This window comes from Paractinoplanes lichenicola (assembly GCF_016785085.1).
Lineage (GTDB): Bacteria > Actinomycetota > Actinomycetes > Mycobacteriales > Micromonosporaceae > Actinoplanes > Actinoplanes lichenicola.
This window is the reverse complement of the sequence record NZ_JAENHO010000008.1, coordinates 139,075-153,291: the sequence shown is the minus strand read 5'-3', so window position 1 is coordinate 153,291 and position 14,217 is coordinate 139,075. Positions and strand designations below refer to the sequence as shown.

At 69.3% G+C, this 14,217-nt stretch carries 10 protein-coding genes and 1 pseudogene; 5 read left to right on the top strand and 6 right to left on the bottom strand.

The genetic code is table 11. From position 1 onward, the window contains the following. Positions 1 to 109 precede the first annotated feature (109 nt). The gene (locus JKJ07_RS27815) at positions 110 to 1,687 is read left to right on the top strand and encodes an ABC transporter permease (protein ID WP_236030031.1); all 1,578 of its coding nucleotides are present in this window, start codon (positions 110 to 112) and stop codon (positions 1,685 to 1,687) included. Here JKJ07_RS27815 and JKJ07_RS27810 read toward each other — a convergent pair. Then, a complete protein-coding gene (locus JKJ07_RS27810) occupies positions 1,684 to 2,814 on the bottom strand; it encodes an FAD-dependent monooxygenase (protein ID WP_202994760.1) in 1,131 nt (376 codons plus the stop codon). The two genes, JKJ07_RS27815 and JKJ07_RS27810, sit on opposite strands and share 4 nt — an antisense overlap. 30 nt (positions 2,815 to 2,844) lie before the next feature. Here JKJ07_RS27810 and JKJ07_RS27805 point away from each other — a divergent pair, with 30 nt between their 5' ends. Next, positions 2,845 to 3,501, top strand: a complete 657-nt coding sequence (locus JKJ07_RS27805; RefSeq protein WP_202994759.1) for a DUF7919 family protein — start codon at positions 2,845 to 2,847, stop codon at positions 3,499 to 3,501. On the opposite strand, the gene JKJ07_RS27800 is transcribed toward JKJ07_RS27805, so the two are convergent. Then, positions 3,498 to 3,896 (bottom strand): DoxX family protein, encoded by a 399-nt coding sequence (locus JKJ07_RS27800; protein ID WP_202994758.1) that lies wholly within the window; start codon positions 3,894 to 3,896, stop codon positions 3,498 to 3,500. The two genes, JKJ07_RS27805 and JKJ07_RS27800, sit on opposite strands and share 4 nt — an antisense overlap. 28 nt (positions 3,897 to 3,924) lie before the next feature. Continuing rightward, on the bottom strand, positions 3,925 to 5,532 hold the full coding sequence (locus tag JKJ07_RS27795) for an RICIN domain-containing protein (protein ID WP_202994757.1): 1,608 nt from the start codon (positions 5,530 to 5,532) through the stop codon (positions 3,925 to 3,927). 184 nt (positions 5,533 to 5,716) lie between these two features. Between JKJ07_RS27795 and JKJ07_RS27790 the strand changes: the two genes are divergently transcribed. Beyond that, the gene (locus tag JKJ07_RS27790; RefSeq protein WP_202994756.1) at positions 5,717 to 6,835 is read left to right on the top strand and encodes a serine hydrolase domain-containing protein; all 1,119 of its coding nucleotides are present in this window, start codon (positions 5,717 to 5,719) and stop codon (positions 6,833 to 6,835) included. Positions 6,836 to 6,903: 68 nt separating this feature from the next. After that, complete coding sequence (locus JKJ07_RS27785; protein ID WP_202994755.1) at positions 6,904 to 8,325, top strand: WGR domain-containing protein; 1,422 nt, start codon at positions 6,904 to 6,906, stop codon at positions 8,323 to 8,325. On the opposite strand, the gene JKJ07_RS27780 is transcribed toward JKJ07_RS27785, so the two are convergent. Both JKJ07_RS27780 and JKJ07_RS27775 read right to left on the bottom strand, forming a co-directional pair. Beyond that, entirely contained in the window at positions 8,322 to 9,767 is a 1,446-nt protein-coding gene (locus tag JKJ07_RS27780) for a glycoside hydrolase (RefSeq protein ID WP_202994754.1), read from the bottom strand. The two genes, JKJ07_RS27785 and JKJ07_RS27780, sit on opposite strands and share 4 nt — an antisense overlap. 109 nt (positions 9,768 to 9,876) lie before the next feature. Continuing rightward, positions 9,877 to 12,087 (bottom strand): M4 family metallopeptidase, encoded by a 2,211-nt coding sequence (locus JKJ07_RS27775; RefSeq protein WP_307834438.1) that lies wholly within the window; start codon positions 12,085 to 12,087, stop codon positions 9,877 to 9,879. A gap of 371 nt (positions 12,088 to 12,458) precedes the next feature. On the opposite strand from JKJ07_RS27775, the pseudogene JKJ07_RS27770 reads away from it, so the two are divergent. Further along, positions 12,459 to 13,322: pseudogene (locus JKJ07_RS27770) on the top strand (IS30 family transposase). A gap of 49 nt (positions 13,323 to 13,371) precedes the next feature. Here JKJ07_RS27770 and JKJ07_RS27765 read toward each other — a convergent pair. Continuing rightward, positions 13,372 to 14,205 carry a patatin-like phospholipase family protein gene (locus tag JKJ07_RS27765; RefSeq protein ID WP_202994752.1) on the bottom strand — a complete coding sequence of 278 codons (834 nt, stop codon included), beginning with the start codon at positions 14,203 to 14,205 and terminating at the stop codon, positions 13,372 to 13,374. Between the last annotated feature and the right edge of the window lie 12 nt (positions 14,206 to 14,217).

Sequence of the window (14,217 nt, the reverse complement as noted above, 5' to 3'; positions counted from 1 at the left end):
TGTCGGGAGCAATTCGCAGTCGTCACGCGCCCGGCTGGGTCGCCGCCACGGTTTGGCACATTCACGCCCTGAGCAGCGGTCGTACGATGAGGCCACAGGGGAGGGTCCGATGATCGCTGGGGCGCCACGACTGCTCAGGTTCATGCTGCGCCGCGAGCGGGCCACGCTGCCGTGGTGGCTGCTCGGCGCGACCGCGCTCGTGCTGGTGCAGTCGACCCAGAGCCAGAGCCTGTACGGCACGGCCGAGGAGCTCGCGAACCTGCGCAGCACGATCGGCGGGAACACGGCGGTGATCGCGATGAGCGGCCCGACCGGCCTGCTCGAGTCGATCGGCGGCGAGATCGTCTTCGAGATCTTCTCGTTCCTGGCGATCGTCGTCGCGTTGATGAACATGTTCCTGATCGGCCGGCAGACCCGGGCCGACGAGGAGACCGGGCGGGCCGAGCTGATCCGCTCGACCGAGGTCGGCCGGCACGCCCCGCTGGCCGCCGCGCTCGCCCTGGCCGGGCTGGCCGATGTCACCGCCGGGCTGCTGGTGTTCGCGGTGGCCACCGGCACGGGCCTGCCGGTGGGCGGCTCGGCGCTGTTCGGCGCGGCAGTCGCGACGGTCGGGTTCGCGTTCGCGGCGCTCACCGCGGTTGCCGCGCAAGTGTTCGAGAACGCGCGAGCGGCGTACGGGTGTGTCGGCGCCGTGCTCGGTGCCGCTTTCGTGCTGCGGGCCGCGGGCGACTCCGGCAACGGCGCGCTGTCGTGGTTGTCACCGATCGGGTGGGGGCAGCGTACTTTTCCGTATTCCGGTGATCGTTGGTGGCCGCTGCTGCTGCCGCTGGTCACGTCGGCGGCGCTGGTCGCGGTGGCGATGCTGCTGCTGGAGCGGCGCGACTTCGGGGCGGGCCTGATCCCGTCGCGGCCCGGGCCACCGGACGCTTCGCGAGCACTCGGCACCGCGTACGGGCTGGCCTGGCGTTTGCAACGCGGGGCGCTGATCGGCTGGATGACCGGGCTGGCCCTGCTGGGCGCGGCCTACGGTTCGATAGGCAACACCATCGAACAGTACGTACGCGACAATCCCGAGTTCGCCGAGTTCCTGCCCGGCGGCGCGCGGAGCGTCCTCGACTCGTATCTGGCCCTCACCGTCAGCGTGTCCGCGCTGGTCGCCGCCGCGTACGGCGTTACCAGTGTCCTGCGCATCCGGGCCGAGGAGACGTCCGGCCGCGCCGAGCCCGTGCTGGCCACCGCGACGAGCCGCCTCACCTGGCTGGCCGCCCAGCTCAGCGTGGCCCTGACCGGCACCGCTCTGGTCCTGCTGGCGGTCGGCGTCGGCGAGGGTGTCGCGTACGCGCTGACGATCTCGGACGCCGGCCAGGTGCCCCGCTTGATCGGCATCGCCCTGGCCTACCTGCCCGCGGTGTGGCTGGTCGTCGCGGCCGCGGTGCTGGCGGTCGGCTGGCTCCCCCGCCCGGCCGCCGCGGTGGCGTGGGTGATCGTCGGTTATTGCGCGGTCGTCGCCCTTCTCGCCGACTCGTTCGACCTGCCGGGCTGGGCGCAACAGGCGTCACCGTTCGCCCACATCCCGCGGATCCCGGCCGAGTCGCTGACCGCGCTGCCGCTGCTCGCGGTCACCCTGGTCGCCGCCGCTTTCCTGGCCGGCGGCTATGTGGGCTTCCGGCGCCGCGACATCGGCTAGATCGCGGCGTGGATGTCGTATTCGTGGATCCACGCGACCGTGTCGGGCAGGGACTTCAGCCGCTCGTTGCGGGCCTCGGTGGCCGGCCCGTCGGGGAGTTGGAAGCAGGCCGCGTTGGCTCGGGCGCCCAGCTGGATCTGACGCGTACGGGCTTTGCGTATTTGCTCGTATTGCTGCAGGGAACGGTCGGGGGGGGTCAGGGCGGCGGCCAATGCGGCCACGTCCTCCAGGGCCTGATTGGTGCCCTGACCGGCGTGGGGCAGCATCGGGTGGGCCGCGTCGCCGAGCAGAGTGACGCGCTCCGTGCTCCAGCGGCTGAGCGGTTCGCGGTCGTAAAGGGCCCAGCGGCCGACCTCTTCGGCATTGGCGAGCATCGTTGTCACCACGTCGGTCCAGCCCTCGAAGGCGGCCACCGCCTCGGCCGGTTCGCTGCGGGCCGACCACGATTCGAGCGTCCATTCCGGGTCGGGCACGTAGGCGACGAAGTTGAGGTATTCGCCGTTGCGCACCGGATAGGCGACGAGGTGGCGGTTCGGGCCCAGAAAGAACGTGAGGCCGAAAGTGTCGCCGCCGGGGACCTTGCCGATCGGCACCAGGCCGCGATAGCAACTCATGGCCGAGAACACCGGCTCGTCGGGCCCGCGCACCACCGATCGGAGCCCGTCCGCGCCCACGACGATGTCAGCATGAGCGGTCGTGCCGTCGGCGAATGTCAGCTCGACGCCGTCCGCAGACTCCCGCACGGCGACGCAGCGACGACCCAAGAGCGGAGTTCCCCCGTACGCCGAAAGCAGCACCTGATGGAAGTCGGCGCGATGAATCCCGAGGAAGGGACCGCCGAACCGCCCCTCGTACCAGTCCCCCATCGGATGCTCGTAGAAGATCTCGCCCGTACGCCAATGATGGAACTGAATGCGCCGCAAGTTCGACGACACGGCGCGCACCTTCTCGCCGAGCCCGAGGGCGTCGAGCACCCGCATGCCGTTGGCGCCGAGCGACACCCCGGCCCCGATCTCGCTGAGCGTGCGCGCCTGGTCGTACACGTCGACGTCGAATCCCCGGGCCTGCAACGCGATCGCCGCCGCAAGTCCCCCGACACCCGACCCGACCACTGCGATGTGAACCATTTCCACATCAGACACCCGCATCATGGTGGTGTGGAATACCTGGATCTCTCCCCGTACGAATTCAGTTCGTCGGCTCTGCCGATGCGATCTGTGGGCTGGCTGGGCGCCGGGCACGGGGTGCAGGGCGGCACGGCGAACCCACTCACCGGGTCCGAGATGGCGAATCTGCGGGCGGCCTCGCGCCGCGTGGGCAGCATCGCCCTGGGCTTTCATCAGTGCGAGTTCTGCGGCGAGGTCGAGGGCAACGGCGAGTTCCGCTACTACCTGCCCGGCGGCGAGATCTACGCCGCTCCGGCGATGATTCTGCATTACGCGGCGCGGCACTCCTACCGGCCGCCGCGGGAGCTGCTGACCGACTTCGTTCCGCCCGTCTGGGATTGGCGGGCCGAGCGGGTTCGCGCGCTGCTCCTGGACAGTTCCGCGGATTTCCAGTGGCGGGCTGGGGCCATCGTCGACATCGCGCAGTGGGACGATCGGCGCGGGTTCGACGCGCTGTGGCACGTGATGACCAGCGACGAAGACCGGGAACTGCTCGAATGCACGAGCGACGACATCGGGCGCTCGCTGGCGGCGTTCACCGGAACCGGCCTGACCGCCGAAGACCTCCATCCGTACGTACGCCACGCCTTCGAGACCGCGGACACCGATCAGTTGGTCTACCTGGTCCGGCCGGCCTCTTGGACCTAGGGTCGCTCGGCTGAGCGGGTCGCGGCGAGGGCCCAGGCGACCAGGGCGGGCTGGCCCAGCAGGCGCAGCGCGCGCTTGGTGTCGGTGTCGAGGCCGAAACCGTCTTTGCGCTCGACGAATTGGGCGATGTTGCCCGGGAAGACGCCGACGAAGAACGCGGCGACGGCCCTGCCGAGCAGGCCGCGGGCGGGCTGTTTCCAGGTGACCAGCAGGGCCGTCCCGATCGCCAGCTCGACCACGCCGGAGACCAGCACGACCTTGTCGGGATCGGCCGGGAACCAGGACGGCACCTGCGCCTGGAATTCTTTTCGCTGGGTGGTCAGGTGGCCGGCCCCGGCGGTGAGCAACACACCGCCGAGGGCCGCCTGCCCGAGTGCTCGCGTCAATCGGCTCATTCCGGGGACTTGCCCCCGTGCGGCCCGATCAACACCAGGTGAGCGTGGAATTCGAGCGCGTCACATTGCTGATGGTGTTGTTGCTTCCCGTGCACGGGCTCCACGTGATGTTCGTGTTGGAGACCGTCAGGTTGCGGAAGCTGATGCCCGACGACGGGGCGAACTCGGTGCGGGCCGCGATCCGGACCTCGCCGCCGCCGCTGATCGTGCCGGAGACGCCCGCGATCACGACGTTGTAGCAGTTCTCGACGAGCACGGAATTGTTGCCCGTGTTGGCGATGTCGACCCGGTCGATGGTGGCGCCGCCGCTTTCCGAGACGCAGAAGACGCCCCGGCCGCCGCCGCGCGCCTTCACGGTGCCGACCTTGATGTTGTTCGGGTACGAGTCGCCGACCCGGCCGTTGCGGTTGGCCATCCGGAACGCGGCATAACCCGTACCGGCGCCGGCATTCTCCGCGTCGACGGTGCCGACCGTGGCGTTGATGGTCTGATTGAGCAGCAGACCCGATTCGCCGACGTTGCGCGCGGTCACGGTGCCGATGGTGATGCCGTCGACCCCGTACGTCTCCATCGCGTGCGAGGACGCCCCGGAGACGTACACGGAATCGACTTTGACGTTTCGGGTCCACTGGCTGGTGTCGCCGCGATTGTCGATGCGCACGCCGAGCCCGGCGCTGAGCCGCATGTCGATCTGGCCGAGCCACACGTTGGTCACGTTGCGCATGAAGATGCCGTAGATCGGCGCGCCGGTGACATTCAGATACGGAACCTCGATGTTGCTGACGCCGCGCGCGTAAATGGGTGCGTAGTCGCCGCTGCCCGAGCCGGTCACGTTGATGGTGCCGCAGACCGAAAGCGACGTGTACGACGCCAGGGAGATCCGGCTGCCCGCGGTCATCGAGCCGTTGCCCCGCACGACAACCCGCTGAATGGACGTACGCCCGGCCGTGAGGCTGCCGATTCCGGCCTGCACCGCCGCGCGGAAGTCGGTGCCGCTGTAAACGCTTGCGCCGGACGCGTTGCGGGCCGTCCAGGTGCTTCCGCTGACGGTCACCTCGGATTGGAACGTGCCCGATCCGCAGCCACTCGTCGAGCCGCCACCGGTGCCGACCTGCACCATCTGCCATTGCTGGTTGGCCCCGTCGAGGTCGCCGTACTGCGCGACGATTCCGCCGTCGGCCGTGGACCATTCCCACGTCTCGACAGCCTTGCCGCTGTGCCGGTTCAGCAGCCGTACGTATCCCCCGGCGGAATCCTTCAGCGTGAAGTGCTGCCGGGTGGTGCCGTTGTCGGTGTTCTGAATCAGCTGGGTGCCGTCATTGGCGTTGGGCAGCTCGAGCACGAGACCGCTGTGCCGGCTCTTGATTTTGTAATAGCCGCTGCCGGCGTCGACGAACTGCCATTGCTGCCAGTTGCCGTCGTTGCGGGTGAACTGGGCGATGCCGGCCCCGGCGTTGGTGGCGAGGTTGTAGACGTCCATCGCCTTGCCGCTGTTGCGGTTGACCAGCACGTACCAGGCGGCGGTGTTGACCGTGGCGGCCTGGGCCGTGGGCAGGCCGAACAGCACCCCGGCGCCGGCCAGCAGCGTGACGACGAGACCGATCAGGGCGGCCCGCCATCGGCGCGGTTTGTCCATCTCAGAATCCTTTTCATGTGCTGTTATCGTTCACATAGATAGATGTCCATGCAGTTTGGGCACGCTCCCACGCGATGTCAAGGTAGGGCTAGGACTACCCGAAGACGGGGGCCAGCCGTATGGCCCGGCCACCCCGGATCTCCGTACGGTCGGGGCTCCTGATTCCTCGCGTAGGAGGTCCGACATGTTCGCAGTGGCGGCTCTACTGGCGGCCACGTTGGTCGCGCCCGCACCGGCCGGTCCGATGCAGGCGGCGGTCACCGACATCCACGAGCTCGGCGTGGTCGGCGTACAGGGAATGGCTCGCATCGACGGGCGGACCACCCGGGCCCGCGCCGGCTCGGCGGAACTCGGGACGCGGACACCGGTCCCGCTCGACGGCTACTTCCGCATGGGCAGCAACACCAAGACGTTCACCTCGGTCGTCGTGCTGCAACTGGTCGGCGAGGGCAAGCTGTCGCTCGACGACACGGTCGAGAAGCGCCTGCCCGGGGTGGTGCAGGGCAACGGCAACGACGGCCGGCGGATCACCGTACGGCAGCTGCTCCAGCACACCAGCGGGCTCTTCAACTACACGAACGACTTCCCCGCGCTCGCCTCGTACGACTCCTATCTGGCCCACCGGTTCGACCACTACGACGCGGCGGATCTCGTCGCGATCGCGATGAAGCATCCGCCCACTTTCGCGCCCGGCACGTCGTGGGACTACTCGAACACCAACTACATCCTGGCCGGGATGATCGTCGAACGGGCGACCGGCCGCCCCTGGGCCACCGAGGTGCGCGACCGGATCCTGCGGCCGCTCGGCCTGACCCACACGTCGTTCCCGGGCGACCGCGCGTCGCTGCCCCGCCCGCACGCCCACGTCTATCAGCAATGGCAGCCCGACGGCGCGCTGACCGACACGACGCTGTTCAACCCCACGGCCGCGGGCGCCGCGGGCGGGATGGTCACCACGTCCTCCGACCTGACGCGTTTCTGGTCGGCCCTGCAGAAGGGCAAGCTGCTCAAGCCGCGCCAGATGGCCGAGATGCACCGCACGGTGCTCGCCACGACGTGGCAGGAGGACCTGCCCGGCGCACGCTACGGGCTGGGCATCCAATATCTACCGAACCGGTGCGGCGGCTTCTGGGCGCACTGGGGTGACGTGCCCGGCAGCAAGACCGCCAACGGCGTCAGCGCCGACGGCAAACGCGTCGTCGCGCTGTCGATGACCACTCAGCTGGTCGACCCGGCGAAGTCGCGGGCGGTGGACGAGCGGGTCGTCCGGCTGATCGACGACGCCCTTTGTGGACCCGCCTGAGTTTTTGTCGTACCCCACCGCTAACTTCGGGGCCACCTCAAGACCAGTGCTGCGAAAGGTGGCCCCGAATGCCGGCCGAGACGACGTACCTCGAGCTCTCCGAAGACTCCGGGAGCGCGCACAAGTTCTATGAGGTGACCGTCGACGGCGTGGACCTGACGATCCGCTACGGGCGCATCGGCGATCGGGGGCAGGTCAAGCAGTCGTCGTTCACCACCAACGACAAGGCCAAGGCCGAGGCGTCGAAAAAGATCGGAGAAAAGGTCCGCAAGGGGTACGCCCCGGCGGTGCAGGGCGGCCGGCAGAAGCGCTCGGTCTCCCGCCGTCAGATCGTCAGCACCCGCTCGACGGCGACCCGCGCGCCGATCCTGTGGCGCTACGACTCGGGCAGCCCCGCGTTCGGCATCTTCGTCGACGAGGACGTGTGCATGGTCGGCAACGAGAGCGGCCTGATCACGACGCTCAGCCACGGCGCCGAGGTGGTGCAGCAGTTCCGGCTGCCCGACGGCGTGAAGTGCATCGTCGCCGACGAGGGCTGGATCTACGCGGGCTGCGACGACGGCAACGTCTACGACCTGTCGGGCAAGGTGCCCCGGCTGGCCTACCGCATCGACCCGTCGATCGACATCTACTGGCTCGACATCCACGACGGCGTGCTCGGCGTCTCCGACTCGGGCGGCGGCATCGCGACGATCGACCACGAGGACGAGTTCCTCTGGCGCCGCCCGGGCCGGGGCACCTCGGCGTGGATGGTCCGCTGCGACGCCGACGCCGTGCACCACGGCCACTCCCGCGGCGTGACCAGCTACGACTGGCGTACGGGGCAGGAATTGTGGAACACCCCGACGGGCGCGGTGCTGTTCGGATGGCAGGAGCGCGACACGCTGTATGCCGGCACGGCCACCCGGCAGGTGGTCGAGCTGGGCAAGGACGGCTCGCACCGGCAGACGTATCGCTGCGACGCTCCCGTCTATTCGTGCGCCACCTCGAAGGACGGGCGGTATGTGTTCGCCGGTGACAGCAGCTCGTCGATCTACTGCTTCGACGTCAACGGCACCCGGCTGTGGAAGCTGGGCACGGGCTGCGGCTCGGCGTATTCGATGCAGTATCGCGACGAGCGGCTCTACATCGTCACCACCAGCGGCGCGCTGGCGTGCATCGACGCGAGCGAGGCGGCGATCCAGTCGGCGGTGACGGGCACGATTCCCGAGCCGATCGACGTCAAGGCGCCGCCGCGCATGCCCGCCGTCGCGCCGTCGACCACGGTCGAGGTCATCCACGACGTCGACGGCGGCGTGGTCGTCGAGTGCGTCGAGGAGGGTGGGCGCCTGCGCATCCGGGTGGTCAGCTCCGGCTATCACCGCGACTGGCAGGTGCAGTTCCCCAAGGGCATCCGCGAGCGCGGCAGCCGTTACGTCGTGACCGGGGTGCGCGAGGCCTCCCGCGGCGGCTTCTACCGGACGTACGGGGAGATTCGTCGTCTGCTCTAAGCGGTCACGCCGTCGATCTGGATCGTCTGGACGGAGGCGGCGGGGAAGGGCACGCGGACGGTTTTGCTGGTGACCTGCAGGTCGGAGCGGGAGGTGTAACGGTCGGAGGCGGCGGGCACGGTGGTCCAGCGAGTGACCGGGCCGGCGGCCTGACCGAAGCGGGACAGGTCGAAGGTGAGCGTCTGGGCGGCGCCCGTGTTGACGGCGACGACGATCAGCCGGCGCGCGCCGGGGTCGTAGGCGGCGGCCGCGTAACCCGCGCCGGTGTCGATGATGCGCATGCCGGGCCGGATGTGCCTGGTGAACTGGGCCAGCACGTACAGCTTGGTCTCGACCGGCCCGGCGGTCAGCGTGCCGCCGTCGTAGCGGATCAGGCCCCACCCGGCGCTGGGATCCATGACCTGCCAATAGACCCAGGCCGTCGGGTGCAGCCAGCGCCAGTCCAGGCAGAGGTTGGCGGCCAGGGTCAGCCCGGTGCCGTCGCCGTCGCCGGTCTCGGAGTTCCAGAGCACCTTGCCGGCCGCCCGCACGTCGTTGAAGAGCAGGTCGCGGCGGCCGCCCGAGCCCTGATAGCCGTGCACGTTGACCTGGCCGATCAGGGCGCGGGTGGCCGAGTCGAAGCTGGCGAAGGTGCTGCGGGCGACGTCGTAGCTGGTCTCGTCGGAGGCGGAGATCGTGACGCCGGTCAGGCCCTGGCGGTTGAGCTCAGACCGGAGCTGGGCCAGGACGCTGCGCTGGGTGGAGGCGCCGATGTAGCAGCCCTCCTGCGTGCCGTCGGCGCGCCACCAGTTCGAGGACGGCTCGTTGAACGGGTCCACGCTGCGGAAGTTGACGCCCCAGTTGTCGCGGGCCCGCCGGGCGACAGTCGCGAGGTGGGTGGCGTGCTGGGTGTGGTTCCACGATTGCAGGTTGAGGCCGCCGTCGGCCGCCCCGGACGGGTTGTGGTTGAGGCACATCCACCACATCGGGGAGTTGGCGAACAGCTCGGTGATCGCGCCGCGCTGGGCCGCCTTGACCAGGGCCGCGCGCTGCTTGACGTCGGCGTTCCAGTTCCAGGCGGCTTCGGCGGTGCGCCAGTCCTGCCAGAAGCCCTCGATCTGCTTGAACCGCGGGATGTTGGGCGAGGCGACCATGCGCTCGCCGGCCACGTCGTTCCAGCTGCTGGCGCCCAGGTTGTAGCGGGCGATGGTCAGGCCCAGGCCGGGCAGGGCTAAGCCGTTGTAGGTGACCGTCCTGGTGGTGAAGTAAAGGTCGGCGAAGTCGTCGCGGTCGCCGAAGACGTTGGCCCACCAGGCGAGCGACGTGCCCCAGCCTTGCCAGGCGCCGTAGTCGGCGGCGGGGTCGACCGTGATCGTGGCGTCGGCCCGAGCCGCGTCACCGAGGAGCGCGCCGCCGACGACGCCTGCGCCCGCCGCACCGAGAACTGTCCTGCGAGTGACCATGACGACCTCCAGCCCGATGGGAATGTTTACGTTAACATTGCATCGGCGAATGTCAATGGATGCAGGACGGCGCCCGTCCGGGAGGACGAGCGCCGTCAGGTGGGACAGGTCAGACGGAGAGGGTCCAGCTCGTCAGGGTGCCGGTGTCGGCGCGGGCGGCGTCCTGCACGCGCAGGGTCCACTTGCCGTTGGCGGTCTCGGCGGACAGGTCGACCGGGTAGCTCTGGTCGATGTTGTCGGTGCCGCCGCCGGCCCGGTTGTGCAGCACGTACGCCGTGCCGTCGGGCGCGATCAGGCTGACCACCAGGTCACCGATGTAGGTGTGCTGGATCTTGACGTCGACCGAGCTGGCCGTGGACGGGGTGGCCGCGCACTGGCCCAGCTCGACCTCGCTGGTGATCGTGGTCAGGTCAGGGATCGGCACGGCCGTGGCGTTGGTGACGGTGCAGGCCGCGACGCTGCCGACCTTGACGGTGAGCGCCTTCGAGCGGGTCAGCGAGGCCGCGGTCGCGGTGATGGTGACCTGCCCGCTGGTGCGGCCGGCGTCGGGAGCGGCGCTGACCGTGACAGTGGTGGACTCCCCCGCCGTGACGGTGGCCGGCTCGAACGTGACGGTCACGCCGGCCGGGGTGGCGCCGGCGGTGAAGGTGATCTCCTCGGCCTCGCCGTTGACCAGCGCGGTGTTCGCGGTGACGGTCGTGGACTCGCCGGGACCGACCGAGGCGTTCTCCGCGGACAGGGTGAGCGCGAAGGCGTTGCCGTCGAAGCACTCCTCGTCGTTGCCGGCCACGTTGACCGAGGTCCAGGCGGTCTGCACGGCCTTGTACTCGGCGCTGCACAGGCCGTAGAGGTCGGTGGCGGCGGCGAGCGAGTAGGCGCGGGCGGTGTTGCCCGGCGTCGTCGTGTTCACGTAGCCGGTGTTCGAGACGAAGTACGCGTCGAGCGCCCGGAACCAGATCTTCTCGGCCTTCTCCTTGCCGATGCCGGTCACCGCGTCGGCGCCGCCGCAGACCGGCGAGGTCCCGTACGGGGTCGCGCCCGAGCCCTCGGCCAGGTTGAAGAAGAAGTGGTTGGCCACGCCGGAGGAGTAGTGCACGTCGACGCTGCGCGTGGAGGTCGACCAGCAGCCGTGGGAGCGCCCGTCGAGCGTCGGGTTGTACATGTAGCGCAGCGGCGAGCCGTTGCCGTTGATGTCGATCTTCTCGCCGATGTCGTAGTCGCCGGCGTCCTCGGTGCTGCCGGCGTAGAACTCGACCATGCTGCCGAAGATGTCGCTGGTGGCCTCGTTCAGGCCGCCCGACTCACCCGAGTAGGTCAGCCCGCCCGGCACCACGTTCTCGGTGACGCCGTGCGACATCTCGTGCCCGGCCACGTCCAGCGCGACCAGCGGCTTGGCGTTGCCCGTGCCGTCGCCGTAGGTCATCTGGGCGCCGTCCCAGAAGGCGTTCACGTACGCGTTGCCGTAGTGCACCCGGGAGGGAACCCCGCGCCCGTCGCCGAAGATGCCGTTGCGGCCGTGCACGTTCTTGAAGTAGTCGAACGTGACCGCGGCCCCGAAGTGCGCGTCCACGGCGGCCGACTGCCGGTCGGAGGGTGCGCCCGTGCCCCAGGTGTTGTCGGCGTCGGTGAACGTGGTGCAGGTGCCCGACGTGCGGTTGTTCATGTCGCAGGTGGAGCCATTACCCCGTACGGGGTCGACGAGGTTGAACGATTCCCCGGCCGGCGTCGATTCGATCGCGACTTGGCCCGAGTAGACGCTGTTGCCGGTACCCGCGATGTTCTCGATCTCGTCGTACGAGCCGACGACCTTGCCGGTCAGCGCGTCCGAGATGACGTGGAAGCGCGACGGCGTCTGCCCGTCGGGCTGCCAGCCGGTGATGACCGTCTCCCACGAGAGCGTGCCGACGCCGTTGCTGGCGTCGATGAACAGCTCCGGCGTGCCGGCCTTAGTGATCGTGCCCTTGAACTGCGACTTGGCGGTCGCGCCGGCACTGGCGGCGGTGACCGACGGCTTGGTGCCGAGGCTGAGCGGCTTGGCCAGGCCGGCCGACGCACCGGCGAACTTCCCGGCCTTCGTACGGATGACCAGGTCGCCGCCGTAGACGCGCAGACCGTCGTACGTGCGGGTGTAGCGGACGATCCCGTTCTTGTTGCTGTAGACCGCGTAACGGTCCTTGGCCGACTTCTTGATCGCCGATCCGGCCTGGTCGATCAGCGACGAGCCGGGGGTGACCGGCGCGGCGGACGCGGTTGTGGCGGTGGCCACCAGGCCTCCGCTGGCCAGGGCGATGGCGCCGGCCAGCGCGACAGCAATTCTCACGTGTTTCCTCCCCACGAATACAGACATCCACGTCTGTCTATGTGAGAGATCCTCACACTTCGCGGGGCCCGGCGGGGAGAAAACACGTGTAAAGCTTAAGTTTCCATTTAGTTCGGTCGATGTCCAGCTTGTCCCGGGGCAGCTCAGAGGGCGAAAACGGGCAGAGGCCACCGTGTCCACGGAGTGGGACGTGGCGTGCGGGTCTGTGGATAACTTGTGAGGGCCCGATCCGGAGCCGCCACTCCTGTGGACAGAGCGAGCCGCCTCGAGGCGCGACACGATAGGGTCCCCACCCTGCTTGGGTTCAAGCGATCGTTGCAACACCTGATTTTGTTCGAGGGGTTTGTCAGGTGTTCGAGGATCAGGCCAGGATGTCGTTGCCGGGTGAGGCCAAGACGGTGCAGCGGCAGGCGTATTTGGATCTTGTGGCTGCGGGTGTGAGTACATCTGAGGCGTGTCGGCGGGTCGGGGTGGATCGCCGGACCGGGTATGAGTGGCGGCATCAGGGTCACGGACGGCAAAGAAGGCCCGGCATCCCACGACCGAAATCCCGCAAACTGGCCGCCTGTCCGGTGTTACGCGATGCGGTGCAGGCGATGCTCGGTGACCGGCTCAGCCCGCAGCAGATCAGCTTCCGGCTGCGTCGGCATTATCCCGACCGAAGTGAGTGGCACGTGTCCCACGAGACGAGCTACCAGGCCATCTATGTCCAGGCCGCGGCGGTCTGCGCCGTGAACTGGCCGTCGCGTTACGCACCGGCCGGGCCGTGCGCCGGCCCCAACGCCAACCCGGCCAGCGCCGGCAACGGTTTGCCTCACCCATGGTGATGATCAGCGAACGCCCGGCCGAAGCCGACGACCGCGCGGTCCCCGGGCATTGGGAAGGCGACCTGATCGTCGGTAAGGACCACAAATCCGCGATCGGCACCCTGGTCGAACGCAGCACCCACTACCGCCGAACAAGTCGGCGACGCCCTGCTGGCCACCGTCGCCACCCTGCCCCAGCATCTGCGACGGTCGTTGACCTGGGACCAAGGCGCCGAAATGGCGTTACACCACAAGTTCAGCCTCGCTGCGGACATGCCCGTCTACTTCGGCAACCCGCACAGCCCCGAACACCTCACCGCCGTCGCCGCGCAAATGAAGCGCCGCCCACGCATGACCTTGGGCTGGGACACTCCCGCTGAACGCCTGACTAAACTCCTCGACACCGACCGTGTTGCAACGACCGGCTGAAACCGCCCTGGGTGGGGGCGCTGCGGCGGGCCGGGGCTGAGGACTGGGGTCAGCTGTGCCAGACGGTGGCGGCTTCGGGGGCCAGGCGGCGGCCCTGGGCGATCCCGGCCTCGATCACCGGTTCCCAGCGCGTCGAGTCCATCGGGTTCGGCCCCAGCACGGCCAGCGTCTCCTCGTCCGGGGCGATCAGGGCGACCTTCGAGCGCTGCCGTAGCCCCTCGATCTCCCCCGCGGGCGCCCCGTGGATGCGTACGGGGGCCAGGGGTGCCATGACGATCACGCGCGACGCGCCCGCGGCAAGATCGGCGTTGGTGCCCGACCGGACCCCGCCGTCCATGTAGCGCCCGCCGTTGACGGTCACCGGCGGGAAGACACAAGGGACGGCGCAGCTGGCCGCCACGGCGCGGTCCAACGGCACACCCGACGTGCGGTCCCACACCACCGGATCGCCGCCCGCGGTGTTCACGGCCGTGATCAGCAGCGGGCGCGCGGGCCAGTCGTGCACGGGGAGGCGGCGGGCCAGGGCGGCCACATAGGACTCCTCGTCGACCACCTCGGCCGCCACGGCCAGTTCGCCCACGCCGGCCCGGATCGACGCCGGGTCGCGGGCCTCGTCGTGCAGCAGGGCGTAGGCCTGGGTGCCACGCTCCCAGTCGGGCCGGAACGGCGGGTCGGTGGCGCCCAGCCCGGCTTCGATGTGGCGCGCCTCGGCCAGGTCGGCGCCGGTGGCGATCAGGGTGCCCGTGACCGAGCCGGCCGACGTGCCGACGAGCAGGTCGGCAGTGGTCAGGTCGACGCCCTCCGAGCGCAGGCCGATGAGCACGCCGAGGTGCCAGGCGATGCCGGTGATGCCGCCGGCCCCGAGAACGAGAGCGCTGTCCATCCCTCATGGGTA